A 14439-nucleotide genomic window follows, 5' to 3' on the forward strand; every position below is an offset into this window, starting at 1 on the left:
CAAAAAAACACCTTCGAGAGATACTTGGAACGTTAGATCACGATCCATTTTCTCACTCGGAGGTGTTTTTCAGTTTCATCCATCATTTTATTTTGGGGGATTTTTCTATTTAGATGTATCTCTTATGACCAGCTCTGGTTTAAGAATCATACGCTGAATTCCTTCATTCTCACCAATAATCTTGCTATGCAGAAGCTTGGCTGCTTGAATGCCTATCAATTTAGGAAAGGATGAGACCGTTGTCAGAGGCGGGTGGTAATTTTCTGCATCAGGTATATTATCAAATCCGACAACATCTACGTCACGACCAACAACGATGCCCTCTTTAGTTAAGACTTTCATGACTCCAAAAGCAATCAAATCACTAAAGCAAAAAATGGCTGAAGGAGGATTTGGGGATTTTAATAATAACCTCGCAGCTTCCTCTCCTCCTTCGCTTGTAGGATCGCTAGCTATTATGATACTCTCTTCGAGTTCTAGATTATGGTCTTTGAAGGCCTTACGATATCCATCCATCCTTTTTACCCATGTCGAAGATTCTTTGACACCACCTAGAAATGCAATTCTTTGATGTCCTTTTTTTGCTAAGTGCGTCGTAGCCAGGTATGCTCCTTCTTCATAGTCGATACCTGCATAATCAGCGCTAATGCTGTACAATTCCCGATTAGCTAGTACCAGAGGGGTTTTCAGATTATTTAATTGTTTTACGGTCTTCTCTAAACTAATGGAAGAAGGATTTAAAATCAGACCGTCAATTCTATGTTCTACCATAGTAGAGATTAAATTTTGTTGCTTTGTTGCATTGTCAGAAGTTGTACCAAGTAATACAGTGTATCCGAATTCCTCAAGTTTATTTTGTGCTCCAATCAGAAATTCTGAAATGAATTTATTTGCAATATTGGTCACAATTACTCCAACCAAATTTGAACTTTGTGAGCGCATATTTGCAGCTACCCTGTCGTAGATGTAACCTAATTCCTCAATTGAATTTAAAACTCTTTCACGAGTGGCTTGTGGAATTCTGGGATTATTTCTAACCACTAGTGAAGCAGTCGTTGTAGAAACACCTGCGTGCTCTGCTACATCCTTCAAGGTTATTCGTTTTTTTGAGTTTGTGTTTTTTCTCATTATTTCACCAACTTCTTTTCTAAGTATATTGATACTATATAATCTGACTAATAACTATTTTCTATTATATCTGATCGTAACAGCCTGGGTACAGATAATACAGTTATATTCCCCTCCTAGACAATCAGAAAAACCCTATCACCATGCTAACCTGCCGTCAGCTTAAAAGAGCTGCTAAAATAGCGACTTCAATGGCAATATGTTCCAGTCACTCGACAAACTGGAGCGATTCCTTTCATAAGAATAGACAATACTAGAAAATACCTGCCCCTCTCTCGGGCAGGTATTAATGATGAATCGTATGAATGGCTTACCAACATCGATCACTAAAAATCAGTCCAGAAGGCTGTAGATCTGAATACTCTCCACCTTGGCATCCTTGATATGAAACGACATCACATCCACATAATTGGATGGCTCGTAACGGAAGTCATCCTCCTCATCAGGGGCTCCATCACCAAGCAGTTTCCCCTCAGGGTAGGCGTTTTTGAGTGTATCCAGGCTATCTCCTGCTTTAATGTTTCGCACTGTCGTGTACTTAGGATCTGTGATTTCGATATGAAAGATGGAGTCTTGTTTTCCCTCCGGTATACTGATTGTTTTAATCTCCAGACCAGGATACGTGTATACCTTTTCTGTAAAACCGATTAACGTATCCATGTTTGTTCCATCGTCGGCGCTGTACGTATGAGATTTCAGATTATCCGGTTTGCCCAGCATCTGTTCCATCTGAACTTCATTCGCTGTATCCGAAATCGCAATGGTGTGCTCATTATAGACAAAAGCAAGCTCCTTCAGCACTACATTGCCTTCCTTCTCCATCGAACCTTCTTTAATAGCTTCAGTACCCTTTTCTTCAGAACTTTCGGAAGCAGGCGCATTAGCATTTGTTGCTCCTTCGCCTTTGCTCTGTTCATTCGCTGTGTTCTGTCCGGTAGCTGGGGGCGTAGCATCATTGGACTGACAGCCCGCTAATGCCACCGTTAGTAAAGCGCCTAGTACGATAACACCTGTTGCTTTGTTTATCAATTTCATCATGATCCCTCCATAAATGTGTGATTTGTTCTTATGAAGTGATTATAAATAAAACATTTGTTAGTCTCATAACAGAAATGTACCAATCTTGTAACGTTAATTATTTACGATTGTGTTTCCGCACGGGGCAACACAATGGTAACGGTCGTTCCTTCCCCGATTTGACTTTCGATGTCGATATATCCATTAAACCGCTCTACAATCTCTTTGCAAATGGAAAGTCCAAGACCTGAGCCGTTTGCTGTGCTAGCATTTTTCGCCCGATAAAAGCGTTCCTGCACTCGCTCCAGCTCCTCGCCCGAGATGCCGATACCTTGATCACGTATCCGTATAACTACCTCGCTTGGCGTATATTCCAAATTCAATTCGATCAGCGATGGACTGCCGGAATATTTGATGGCATTATCCACAAGATTGGCGATCGCATGAGACATCAGCATTGGATTTACGTTGGCGTAAACTCTTGTCTTACCCTCATCATCCGGTTCTTCCTCCGCTTGACTGACTCTGATCTCGATCTCTTTATCCTTAGCCTTGGCTCCCATATTCATTGCGACTTGCTGAATCAGTTCGTTCATTTCCGTCTTCTCAAGTTCCAGTTCGTTAGAACCAGCCTTGTCGAATCGGGATAACAACAACAGTTCATTAATCAAACGTGTCAGCCGATCCGATTCCTGCAGCAGATGAGCATATATATTTTGCAGCTCCTTGTTCTCAGTCTCCCCTTCAACCAAGTATTGAGAGAAACCACGAATGGCTGCCAAGGGTGTTTTTAACTCGTGAGATACGTTGGAGACAAATTGTTTCTGGTACTGAATGTAATCATGAAGCTGCCGCCCCATGGAGTCCAGCCCATCTGCCAGCATGCCCAACTCATCCTTCCGGTTTAGATGAACTCTCCGAAACTCCTGTCTGGAGAAACTTTGCGCAGCGCCAAGCAACTGCTTAATCGGCTTGGTTGTGTTGCGGGCAATCCACAGGCTGGATAACGTAATCAGCACAATAAATCCGCCTGCACCCGCAAACAGGATATAACGGATTTGATCTATAATCGCATAAAAGTAGGAAATGTCCTCCACGAACTCATACACATAAGCGTTCTCGTAGAATTGATCCTGAATGGGAGTCGCAAAATAAAGCAGATGATCTTCCGTTACGGTGTAGGCATAACTGCCGCTCAGGGCTTTCTCAATATTCTTTTCAAAAATAAGAGGTTTGCCATCATTAATGATGATGCCATCCACAGCCAAGCCCAGCAACTGCTTGGAGCTGTCATAGATACGTACTTCCTTGCCTGAAGCTTTCAGCTTCTCCAGAGCAAGTCTGGCAATTTCCTTGGTCTGGGGCTCTCCTGAAGATGACCTATGCTGAGATAACACCTCACGGAAGGACAACTCAGACAGATCCGCCTTCTCCATCATCTGTTTCTCAATGGTAATGAAGCTGTAGTAATCGATGGCTTTATTCACCGCAAAAATGATGATGCCAAAGGACAGCACGGAGAAAAATAAATAATTCAGCAGTAACCGGGTTGCATACTTCAGGCCTCGCCACCTCCAAGTTGATAGCCAAATCCATAGATCGTCCTGACATATTTCGGTTCGTCGGCGTTATCCTCCAGCTTCTTCCGTAATCGCATGATGGTCATATCCACACTGCGACTGTCTCCCATAAAGTCATATCCCCATCCGATCTGCAGCAGCTCATCCCGGGTAAAGATTTTGTCTGGCCTTTTAAGTAACGTTTCCAGAATTTTAAACTCTTTGGCCGTTAAAGACACGGCTACATCGTTTTTCAGCACCCTTCGGCTTTCCAGATCAAATGTCAGCTCTTCATGAATGATGCGTGTAGATTTCACTTCTGTTCCTTCACTTGATTCCTCCTTGCTCTCGTTTCTTCTCAGAATCACCTTGATCCGAGCGAGCAATTCACGATTGTCAAAGGGTTTGGTCATGTAATCTTCCGCCCCTAGCTCTAGTCCCAACACCTTGTCGATCACCTCATTTTTAGCAGAGAGCATGATCACAGGAACGGCACGTTTCCCGGTGATTTCCTTGCACAGGTCATATCCGGAACAGTCAGGAAGCATCAAATCAAGCACCACCAGATCCGGTTGAAAAGTATCCAGCAGCTGCAGGGCTATTTTACCGTTTTCAGCCGTTTGAACGACGTAGTTTTCTCTTCTCAGTACAAGCTCAATTAAATCTCTGATTGCGATTTCATCATCAATGACAAGTATTTTCTTCAATGTGCACCCCTTCTAGCCTTGTTCCCCAGCTTGAATCATCATTTACCCTCATCTTAGCACAGACACTTTAGATTCCTCCACCAACTGGAAGGTGAGGTATATTCCACTCAGCCCAACATAACTTGTAATAAACTCGAAGAAAGGAGAACAATGCATGGATCTGCTCTGGGTACTCATTGTTGGTGGACTTATTGGCTGGTTAAGCGGCAACTTGATTGGGCGGGACGTACCGGGCGGTGTACTTGGGAACATTATTGCGGGTTTTATCGGTTCCTGGTTAGGAACGGAATTGCTGGGACCAAGGGGGCCGGTGATTGGTGGATTTCATATTATTCCCGCCATCGTTGGCTCGATTATTGCCCTGCTGATCTTTTTCGCTCTGGCACGCGGCGGAGCCTTCCGAAGACGTTAACCAAGAGAGGCGGAAACCGATACCGTTTTTTTCGTTCATTAGTACAGGATAAACATAAAAGGACCGAAAGCATTCATCGATGAAAGCTTACGGTCCTTTTTAAAATTATGAATATTACTACAATTGAAATACCTTTAGTGGAGATGCGAAGAAATAGCAGTGAAATTAGTTGAACGACTCAGGGTATAGTAAAAAACTTTGGCGGTTCCCTCCACCCTGCTTTTGTGGCTATTTTTCGGTAATAATTTCATGCGTTTTTTTGTTTCGCGTGCTTCATGCATTCGTTGTAGCAGCTTCTCCATTCCCATTTTATATGCAGCATTAATGTTTATTTGTCTTATTCCATCCAATCTGTTACTGCACCTCTTGAAGCAGAGGAAACTAATTTAGCATATTTGGCAAGTACACCGGACTTCACTTTCAGTGGCGGTTGTACCCAAGCTTGCGCTCGAGCGGCCAACTCTTCTTCTGGCACTTCAACCTTAATTTCCTGAATGTCGCTATCAATGGTGATAATATCTCCATTTTGGAGCAAAGAGATCGGTCCACCTACTTGTGCCTCAGGGGATACATGGCCGACTACAAATCCATGCGAGCCACCCGAGAACCTACCATCTGTTATGAGAGCAACTTTCCCACCGAGACCTTTCCCTACAATGAGTGCTGTAACGGAAAGCATCTCAGGCATACCTGGTCCACCCTTCGGTCCGCAATAGCGTATGACCAATACGTCCCCTTCTTGAATTTCATCATTCATGATCGCTTCTGTCGCTTCATCTTCGCTATCGTACACCTTTGTCGGTCCGGAAAACTGTTGTATCTTCATGCCTGACATTTTGGCAACAGCGCCTTCAGGAGCTAGGTTTCCTCGAAGCACAACCAGTGGTCCATCTGGTTTAAGCGGATTATTGAGTGGACGAATAATCTCTTGATCATTCTGAAGTGGAGCAGCTTCCGCTAAATTCTCCGCCAACGTTTTACCAGTTACGGTGAGGCAATCCCCATGAAGTAATCCCTCAGCGAGCAATAGCTTCATTACCCCGGAAACACCACCAATATCATTCAAATCCTGCATGACATACTGACCACTTGGCTTCAGATCTGCCAAATGAGGAACACGCAAGCGAATTCGTTCAAAATCATCCAAGGTTAAATCCACTTCTACGGAGTGCGCAATAGCTAGCAGATGGAGAAATGCGTTGGTTGATCCCCCTAGAGCCATAACAACGGTGATCGCATTCTCAAATGCTTTCTTCGTCATAATGTCTCTTGGGTAGATTTCCTGTTCAAGAAGTGAGATGACCTGCTTACCGGCTGCTTCGCATTCCAATGCTTTATCCGCTGAGATAGCTGATGTCGAAGAAGAACCAGGCAAACACATACCCATTGCTTCTGCAGCTGCGGCCATCGTATTAGCGGTATACATCCCCCCGCAAGCCCCTGGACCTGGACAAACACTGCATTCGACCTTATGCAATTGTTCATCTGTCATTTTTCCATCTTGATATTGCCCAACGGCTTCAAAAGCTGAAACGATATCCACTTTTTTACCGTCGAGATTACCAGGTTGAATGGTTCCTCCATATACATAAACGGAAGGAATGTTCATCCGTCCAATAGCCATCAAACATGCAGGCGTATTCTTGTCACACCCACCGATTGCAACAACGCCGTCAAAACGCTCCGCTCCGGTCACAATTTCAATCGAATCAGCTATAGCTTCCCGACTTGGTAGCGAGAACAACATCCCGCCATGCCCCATCGAGATCCCATCAGAAACGGTAATCGTATTAAAAATTAGTGGAGCACCGCCGTTATTACGTGCGCCCTGCTTAGCTTGCACCGCTAAATCATTGATGTGCATATTACACGGTGTTACTTCACTCCACGTACTTGCTATTCCGATCATTGGCTTTTTAAAATCCTCATCTTGAAATCCAACTGCACGCAGCATCGCTCTGTTCGGTACCCGGTTAGCACCTTCACTGATTACCTTGCTTCGAATGCGAAGATCTTTTTTATTTTCCATGTTTCTTCCCTCATTTCAAAGTATTTTGTTCAGTTCCTGCATCGGTCGAATAAAATTTTGTTTCATTAAATTATGGGCATCGTTGCTATTTTTGCCTTCAAAAGCTTTAATAATCTGATCATGTTCTTCAACTGAAGCTAGTGTAGCCGTAATAGGTTGTTTTAAAAATACGTATTTAAATCGCCTAATGTGAATCTGAAGAGATGTATTAAATGTAGCTACATAAGGATTATCTGAGAGCTCCACAATATAATTATGAAATTGCTCATCCACCTCCATAGCCTGATAAACTTGTCCATTTTTAATAGAACTTGCGAATTCCAAATTTATGGATCGTAGTTTCTCGATCTGTTCTGGAACAATAGTTTGGGCGGTGATTTCAGCAGCTAAGGCCTGAAGAGCAGCCATCGTTGAATACATCTTAAAAATATCGTTTTTCTCAATATTCGTTACTTTTGTTTCTTTTCCTGGATGCATGGACACGAGGCCTTGAACTTCGAGTAACTGAAATGCCTCCCGAATCGGTGTCCGGCTGACTCCAAGCGATTCAGCCATTTCCGCATCAATAAGCTTTTCACCTGGTTGCAGTGTTCCATCAATGATCCATCGCTGAATCTGAGAAAACGCTCTTTCTTTTGCGGACATACGGACTGGTAAGGAAAAATCTTTAGGAATTGGCATTGTTTTCATCCTCATTACAATTATTCTTATATGCAATATATCGCATACACAATCGAGAAGCAATTATTATTTCATTTTTTACTCGCTCCATAAGTTTATCCAGATAACTACCTGTTTTTATTGAGAGTTTGATACAAAAAAGAAAGACTATAGTTGAAGAGTCTTTCTTTGAGAAATGTTACATAAGTAATATATTTTAATATGATTCTGTTCTTATATAAAATTATTTGGTACTAATAAGGGCTTATGTACTTAAGTACACATCTAATCGGCAATCGGACGATGTTCTTGTCCTTGGCTCGGGACACGAACTTGTACCGATAAAATAAAAAAAGCCGCTTAAATATAGCGACTTCAATGGGAATATGTTCTTGTCCCTGGACAACTTTAAATGGAACAATGTCATTCTGGTTGCTTCTTTCTGAACAGCAAATCCATTTAAGTTCATGCCCATGCGCATTGAAAACGTTTAGAGCATTTTCCACGACATAGTTTCAAGCTTTGATTTTACACCGTGTTCCTTTAGTTTATCTCGCAAAAATACAAATATTATCAAGTTCTTGCTTCTTATGTTTCGTCAAGTTGTTCAGAAGATACTAAGCAAAATAATCTTTTTTTATGGCTTGATTTGGATTTACGCTAATTAATTCGAGTATATATTCCGTTCTAGTCCCGTTTAGGTAATAACCCTGAATCAAAACAATTGCATTCGTAACCAAATTTCTATTATCAATATTAATGGTCAGCTGTTGTGTTGGTCTTACACCACTGACCGGATTATTCTCGATCGGCCCAGTTGATAAAATGGCCATTTATCCCCCCCTTTCTTTACGTTTTCAGGAACAGGTGAGAAATCTGCATTCCTTATATCCTAATATATCTTGAATCTTTGTCGCTAATTCCCCACTAATATCATATTTATCCCTTTGAACTCATATCCGATTTTCTTCATAAGGGCAACGGAAAAGGGAACGAATAAACCGCTGAGTGTTTCATTACATGGCGGTTTGTTTTAATTTATCAACAGCTAGCTTTTCGAAATATTACAAGTTGGACTAGCACATACTAAGGAACAGTTGGCTGAAGCTTACATAATGGAGGTCCCATCATGGTATTTACAATCACAATTATCATCGTTGCACTGTTTGCAATATGGGGAGCTGTCGCTCCTGATCAGCTGGCGGATGTGGCTAATGTTGCCTACAACTTCTCTATTCAGAATTTTGGCTGGTTTTACTTGCTAGCGACACTGTTCTTCCTGATCTTTGCTTTCTATCTGGCGTTCAGCCGATTTGGCAGTATTAGACTTGGGGATGACGATGATGAGCCGGAGTATTCTACGATTTCCTGGCTGTCCATGCTGTTTAGCGCGGGTATGGGCATCGGGCTGGTTTTCTGGGGAGTTGCTGAACCGCTGTCCCACTATTTATCTGCACCTGAGGGGGCGGTACCCGAAACAACGCAAGCAGCCATACTTTCAATGCGTTATTCCTTTTTCCACTGGGGGCTACATCCTTGGGCTATCTATACCGTCATCGGCTTAGCGCTTGCTTACTTCCAGTTCCGGAAAGGATACAAAGGGCTGATCAGTTCCACCTTTATTCCTCTGATCGGTGAGCGTCTTGCTGCAGGCTGGCTTGGTAAGGTCATTGATATTCTGGCGGTCATTTCCACCATCTTTGGTGTTGCGACCTCGCTTGGATTGGGTGCACTTCAGATCGGCGGAGGTCTGAATCACTTATTCGGTATTCCTAACTCGACTCTGACTCAGGTTGTCATTATCACAGTTGTAACCGTGCTGTTTTTAATCTCGGCAACCTCCGGTCTGGATAAAGGTATTAAAATTCTGAGCAACGTCAACCTCGTTATAGCTGTGCTATTGATGTTGTTTGTATTGGTGACTGGACCGACTTCTTTTATATTTGACACATTCACAACAACCTTGGGCAGTTACATGCAGAATATTATTAACATGAGTTTGAGACTGACGCCGTTCTCAAGAGAAACCTGGATTGGAGCATGGACGTTATTTTACTGGGCATGGTGGATCTCGTGGGCTCCTTTTGTCGGCACTTTTATCGCAAGGGTATCCAGAGGAAGAACCATAAAGGAATTTGTAATTTACGTCATGGTTATTCCAAGCCTTTTCGGATTTATCTGGTTCTCCGTCTTTGGCGGAACAGGACTTCACATGGAATTGTTCAATGCTGCTCATCTGGCGGAGGCCGTCAAGGAAGATACAACAACCGCTTTATTCCTTATGCTGGAGCAGCTGCCTTTGGGCACGATCGTAGCATCCATCGCTACACTCCTGATCATGATCTTCTTTATTACGTCGGCTGATTCGGCTACCTTTGTACTGGGCATGCTCACTTCAGATGGCAAGTTGGACCCAAGTACAAGAGTGAAATTGACCTGGGGAATCATGCAGTCCGCCATCGCGGTAGTACTGCTAATCAGCGGGGGGTTAACTGGCCTCCAGACGGCATCCATAGTAACCGCATTGCCGTTCGCTATTGTCCTTATCGGTATGTGTTTCTCCCTGCTCAAGGCTCTAAAGGCTGAGGATAAAGAGCGCCGTCAGAAGGAAAAACGGCAGCGCCAAAAGCTGAAACGACTGCTGGAGGAACAAGAAATCTCGCTGAATGAAATTTCCGGCAGGTAATGTATACTTGATGTTAAAACTAACAAAAGCCCGCGTCCTTGCGGGCTTTTGTTAGTTTTATGGTATTGAGCTTTTGAGATCTGTCATGAGTTCTGCTTGAACCCCAGGCTGAATGATTACTAACACTTATTTATACTATGAACGTTCCCCAGTTCCCGGAGGAGTTAATGTACAATGAGGACCGGACAACTTGATAGCTGTGAAACCTTGTGACTGACACTTCCAAGCATCATTTCTCTTATGCCCCTTAGCCCACGGCTTCCGATAATAATAAGTTGCTGCTCGGTATCCCTTGCATAATTCAATATTTCATGCCCAGGATCTCCCTTAAGCTGAACAGTTTCCGGGTTAATCCCCGCAGACTTTAATTTAGATTTGGCTTGGTGCAACAGTTCCAAACTCGCTTTTTCCATTTCGTTCAGTATGTCTTACAAAAAATTCTCTGGTACATATGTCATGCCAATCGACACATAATCTTGGCTGACATTAACCAAGGTAACTTGAGTTTGTTTATTTTGGGCTATTTCAACGGTTGCATCAAGAAGTTTGCCACCATAATTTTGTCAAACATAGTTATCATCCTTTCCGTGGCAGTTCGTAACCATCTCGACTACCTACAACATGATTACTTGCTGCTCCGATACCAACTACAAAGAGTAACACCGAAGCCCCAAGAAGAATGAAAAGTGGCAGGTTCCAACTATTTGTTGCATCGTGCAGATATCCTATAAGGGCTGGACCAATTGCGGCAAGAAGATATCCGATCGATTGGGCCATGCCAGATAGTTCCGCTGCTTGATGCGCATTTTCAGTGCGCAACCCGAAAAACATCATAGCCAAACTAAAGGCGAAACCTCCACCAATTCCGAGTATGACGATCCACAAAAGAATGACATTAGAACTTCCGTAAAGAAGTCCGAGCGTCCCCGTCAAAAGCAAAATGGTTGTGATGACCACTAACAAACGTTGGTTAGACATACGCCCAGCAATAACAGGGACAATAAAGGTAAATGGAAGCATCGCTAACTGCATGATCGAGAGATACCATCCAGATTGGTTGGAGTCAATTCCTTGCTGCTTTAGAATTTCAGGCAACCATGCGATCAATACATAGAAAACCATAGACTGTATACCCATGAACAAGGTTACTTGCCAAGCAAGCGGGGATCGCCATACATTCACATCGTTGTTTGCCATTTGTTGACTCGTCGTGGCGGTTTGTTTTGTTTGATTTCTTAATTGGGGTAACCAACAGAGGATCGATACAAAGCTGAGAATCCCCCATATTCCCAATGCTCCCTGCCATTTTAGCCCTGCGTTCATGGCTAGCGGTACACTGATTCCCGATGCGATTGCTCCACATAAATTCATCGAAATGGAGTAAACTCCTGTCATGGAGCCAATTTTATTTGGGAAATCCCTTTTGATTATACTTGGCAATAATACATTACATATGGCAATGGCGAATCCAAGAACTGCTGTTCCAATAAACAGATTAACTGCGCCAGATAAAGATCGTATCACAATACCAACAGTCAGAAAGATTAGGGCAATCAAAATGATACGCTCAACCCCATACCTCCGTCCTAATTTTGGTACAAGAGGTGATAATAAAGCAAAGGCAAGCAAGGGTACCGTTGTGATCAGGCCTGCTAATGTATTTGAAATATGAACGTCATCCCTTATAAAACTCACTAAAGGGCCAACTGAGGTTAAGGGAGTACGTAAATTAGCTGCAATAACAATAATGCCGAGAATGATCAGCGCTACAGAGGATGGCACGAATTTTTTATTTTGTTTATTCGGCATTCTTCAGTTCTCCTTCGTGAATTCTTACGTATAATATTTGCTTTCTGTTGGTTAAAAAACTTTGCTATAACATCCGCGCGAATAATAAAAGTATATTATAGTATATTATTTTAGACAATAATTATTTTATAGTATACTAAAATCATCTAAAAAAATACAACTCTGAATTCCCGTCATGGAATTCGGAGTTGTATTTAATAAGTGGATTTTCGACGACTAGAAACCATATTTTAAGGATATATGGAGTACTGTTTCGCTATTTGTATGATTGGTATAAGCGTGAGGATGATCTGCACGAAAACTGATCGTATCATATTGATTCAATGTGTAATTCTCTCCATTGACTTGTAACTCAATGGAACCCGTCATTACTGTCGCAATTTCAGTTGTATTCACATGATGACCTTCAGGGTAATACGAGCTATTCGGCTGTAAGTATGCCCGACACATTTCAATATCGTTGCTTTTAAAGACGGGTTCAATGATCCAATTTTTCTCATCATTAGAAAACCGCAGTCCTTCCCCTGCTCGATACAAACTAACAGGTTTCTCTGATGTGAACAAAGCCAATAGCGGTAAAGATATTCCTTTTGAAATTTTCCATATAATTGCTAAAGTTGGATTTGTTTCACCACGTTCGATATTCCCCAGAGTAAGTTTGCTCACACCCGTTAATTCTGATAAGTCGTCTAAGGTCATATTTTTTTCTTTTCTATACTTTTTCAATGCACCGCCGATTTGTAATACAATTTGTTTTGACTCATCGATTTCATCCATTTGATATTCACCTCAACAAAAAAACTATATAGCTAGTATATTGTTTATCTGGATTCTTTTCCATTCCGGTTCAATAGAACGTGATGAGATTTTCTTGATAAAATTGTATTAAAAGGATAAAATGACGAGCATCAACGGTTTTATTTGAAGAATGGTATAACTTATGAAAGGTGGTTTAGCAATGAAAATTCTCATCGTTGGCTATTTTTGCGAGACCTCAAAATCAAATATTGAAAGGAGTTTTCCGCAAGACTGGAACGTTGTAATTGTTCCGCCCGGAAAAGAAATGTTGCATCATATTGAAGATTGCCAAGTAATCATTCCTGAACATATTAAAGTGGACCACAGCCTGCTTTCTAACGCAAAAAAATTAAAATTGGTACAGACGGGTGCAGGATTTGATAACGTGGATGTCCCTGCCTGTACACAGCTAGGCATTTGGGTGGCCAATGCTGCAGGAGTGAATGCACAGGCCGTGGCCGAGCACGTAATGGCACTAATACTGTCTTATTATAAAAACATACCGTTTCTTGATACTTTCATGAAAAACAAGATGGATGAAAATCAATTGGACTATACAGGGAGTGAATTAAAAGGCAAAACGATTGGGATTATCGGTTTGGGTGCTATTGGAAAAAAAGTAGCTGCGTTTTGCAGGGTTTTTGACATGAATGTGCTGGCGTATGCGAGAAATGCCACTGCACAATCGGACGATTTGGTGAAAATGACGGATTTCGATACTCTTGTAAGCACATCGGACATAGTCAGTGTACATGTACCCTTGAATGAGCAAACCAAACAGCTGATCAACAAAGCGGCATTCAAAAAAATGAAAAATACCACTCTTTTTATCAATACAGCCCGCGGCGGCATTGTCAACGAAAGAGACTTGATTGATGCATTAAAAAACGGTGATATTTCAGGCGCATGCCTGGATGTGTTTGAATCTGAACCGCTTCCTATTGACAGTGAGCTCCGGAATCTGGGTAATGTGATCCTTACTCCCCATACAGCAGGAATGCCTGATGGTCGGAAATTTCATAAAACAAGATATGATTTCTTTATAAATAATATAAAAGGTGTAGAAAATGGTGAGGAGCCTGAAAGCAAGCTCAATCAGTTATAATGTTTTGGTGCAATAAAAATTGATCGCCACCCTACAGCAATTCAAAATGAAGTTGAGTCTCAGGTAACTCAGTATTTCCTTTCCACTGATTTGCACCGTATCCCAATTCCAGAACCGCAGCAATGCGCTCGTTACTCAGTACACCAAACATTTCAGTACGGCTCGGGTCGTACATCCAGTCATGCAAGGTACAGCGGACACCCAGACTTTGCTCATGAGCCAACAAGCGGAAATTCTGAATTAGGCAGCAGACAGCCGCAAAGTCCTCTTCCCGCTTATATTGATCCGCCTCTTCCTTCACCAAGACCAAAAGATACGCAGGGGCAGGCTCCTGTAATCCCTGCATGATGTCCCCATACTGGTTATCAGCAAAGATAAATCGCCACGGCTCTCGGAGGCCATCATTTGGCGCCCATACGGCATGATTGAGCAACTCAAGGATTAGATCCTGCGATACCGATTGTTCCAAAAACTCACTCGGACCGCCCATGTCTCCTTCCAGATCTGACAATTTCATTTTCATATCCTC

At 42.4% G+C, this 14439-nt stretch carries 14 protein-coding genes; 3 read left to right on the forward strand and 11 right to left on the reverse strand.

Annotated elements, in window-relative coordinates:
- Positions 1 to 105 precede the first annotated feature (105 nt).
- The 4 genes from ACDJ59_RS09630 to ACDJ59_RS09645 form a co-directional block, all read right to left on the reverse strand.
- Positions 106 to 1128, reverse strand: a complete 1023-nt coding sequence (locus ACDJ59_RS09630; protein WP_341007662.1) for a LacI family DNA-binding transcriptional regulator — start codon at positions 1126 to 1128, stop codon at positions 106 to 108.
- 333 nt (positions 1129 to 1461) lie between these two features.
- Positions 1462 to 2166, reverse strand: coding sequence for a hypothetical protein (locus ACDJ59_RS09635; protein WP_413408599.1), 705 nt, complete (start codon positions 2164 to 2166; stop codon positions 1462 to 1464).
- 101 nt (positions 2167 to 2267) lie between these two features.
- On the reverse strand, positions 2268 to 3632 hold the full coding sequence (locus ACDJ59_RS09640) for a sensor histidine kinase (RefSeq protein WP_413408601.1): 1365 nt from the start codon (positions 3630 to 3632) through the stop codon (positions 2268 to 2270).
- Positions 3633 to 3703: 71 nt separating this feature from the next.
- Positions 3704 to 4411, reverse strand: a complete 708-nt coding sequence (locus ACDJ59_RS09645) for a response regulator transcription factor (protein ID WP_413408603.1) — start codon at positions 4409 to 4411, stop codon at positions 3704 to 3706.
- A gap of 154 nt (positions 4412 to 4565) precedes the next feature.
- On the opposite strand from ACDJ59_RS09645, the gene ACDJ59_RS09650 reads away from it, so the two are divergent.
- Complete coding sequence (locus ACDJ59_RS09650; protein ID WP_024630063.1) at positions 4566 to 4823, forward strand: GlsB/YeaQ/YmgE family stress response membrane protein; 258 nt, start codon at positions 4566 to 4568, stop codon at positions 4821 to 4823.
- A 337-nt stretch (positions 4824 to 5160) separates the two neighbouring features.
- On the opposite strand, the gene ilvD is transcribed toward ACDJ59_RS09650, so the two are convergent.
- From ilvD to ACDJ59_RS09665, 3 genes are all read right to left on the reverse strand, one after another.
- Positions 5161 to 6852 carry a dihydroxy-acid dehydratase gene (gene ilvD / locus ACDJ59_RS09655; protein ID WP_413408605.1) on the reverse strand — a complete coding sequence of 564 codons (1692 nt, stop codon included), beginning with the start codon at positions 6850 to 6852 and terminating at the stop codon, positions 5161 to 5163.
- Positions 6853 to 6867: 15 nt separating this feature from the next.
- Positions 6868 to 7533, reverse strand: a complete 666-nt coding sequence (locus ACDJ59_RS09660) for a GntR family transcriptional regulator (RefSeq protein WP_076215316.1) — start codon at positions 7531 to 7533, stop codon at positions 6868 to 6870.
- A gap of 596 nt (positions 7534 to 8129) precedes the next feature.
- Positions 8130 to 8345, reverse strand: coding sequence for a hypothetical protein (locus ACDJ59_RS09665; protein WP_413408607.1), 216 nt, complete (start codon positions 8343 to 8345; stop codon positions 8130 to 8132).
- Positions 8346 to 8641: 296 nt separating this feature from the next.
- Between ACDJ59_RS09665 and ACDJ59_RS09670 the strand changes: the two genes are divergently transcribed.
- On the forward strand, positions 8642 to 10198 hold the full coding sequence (locus tag ACDJ59_RS09670; RefSeq protein WP_413408608.1) for a BCCT family transporter: 1557 nt from the start codon (positions 8642 to 8644) through the stop codon (positions 10196 to 10198).
- 164 nt (positions 10199 to 10362) lie between these two features.
- Here the strand turns inward: ACDJ59_RS09670 and ACDJ59_RS09675 are convergent, their stop codons facing one another.
- The 3 genes from ACDJ59_RS09675 to ACDJ59_RS09685 form a co-directional block, all read right to left on the reverse strand.
- On the reverse strand, positions 10363 to 10611 hold the full coding sequence (locus ACDJ59_RS09675; protein WP_413408609.1) for a universal stress protein: 249 nt from the start codon (positions 10609 to 10611) through the stop codon (positions 10363 to 10365).
- Positions 10612 to 10774: 163 nt separating this feature from the next.
- Positions 10775 to 12007 (reverse strand): CynX/NimT family MFS transporter, encoded by a 1233-nt coding sequence (locus ACDJ59_RS09680; RefSeq protein ID WP_413408610.1) that lies wholly within the window; start codon positions 12005 to 12007, stop codon positions 10775 to 10777.
- A 216-nt stretch (positions 12008 to 12223) separates the two neighbouring features.
- The gene (locus ACDJ59_RS09685) at positions 12224 to 12784 is read right to left on the reverse strand and encodes a helix-turn-helix domain-containing protein (protein ID WP_413408611.1); all 561 of its coding nucleotides are present in this window, start codon (positions 12782 to 12784) and stop codon (positions 12224 to 12226) included.
- 163 nt (positions 12785 to 12947) lie between these two features.
- On the opposite strand from ACDJ59_RS09685, the gene ACDJ59_RS09690 reads away from it, so the two are divergent.
- Positions 12948 to 13910: an NAD(P)-dependent oxidoreductase gene (locus ACDJ59_RS09690; RefSeq protein ID WP_413408612.1), complete on the forward strand. Its 963-nt coding sequence runs from the start codon at positions 12948 to 12950 to the stop codon at positions 13908 to 13910.
- Between the two features lie 31 nt (positions 13911 to 13941).
- Here the strand turns inward: ACDJ59_RS09690 and ACDJ59_RS09695 are convergent, their stop codons facing one another.
- Positions 13942 to 14427: a hypothetical protein gene (locus ACDJ59_RS09695; protein WP_413408613.1), complete on the reverse strand. Its 486-nt coding sequence runs from the start codon at positions 14425 to 14427 to the stop codon at positions 13942 to 13944.
- Positions 14428 to 14439: the final 12 nt, after the last annotated feature.

It is taken from the genome of Paenibacillus amylolyticus, assembly GCF_047302515.1.
GTDB lineage: Bacteria > Bacillota > Bacilli > Paenibacillales > Paenibacillaceae > Paenibacillus > Paenibacillus amylolyticus_G.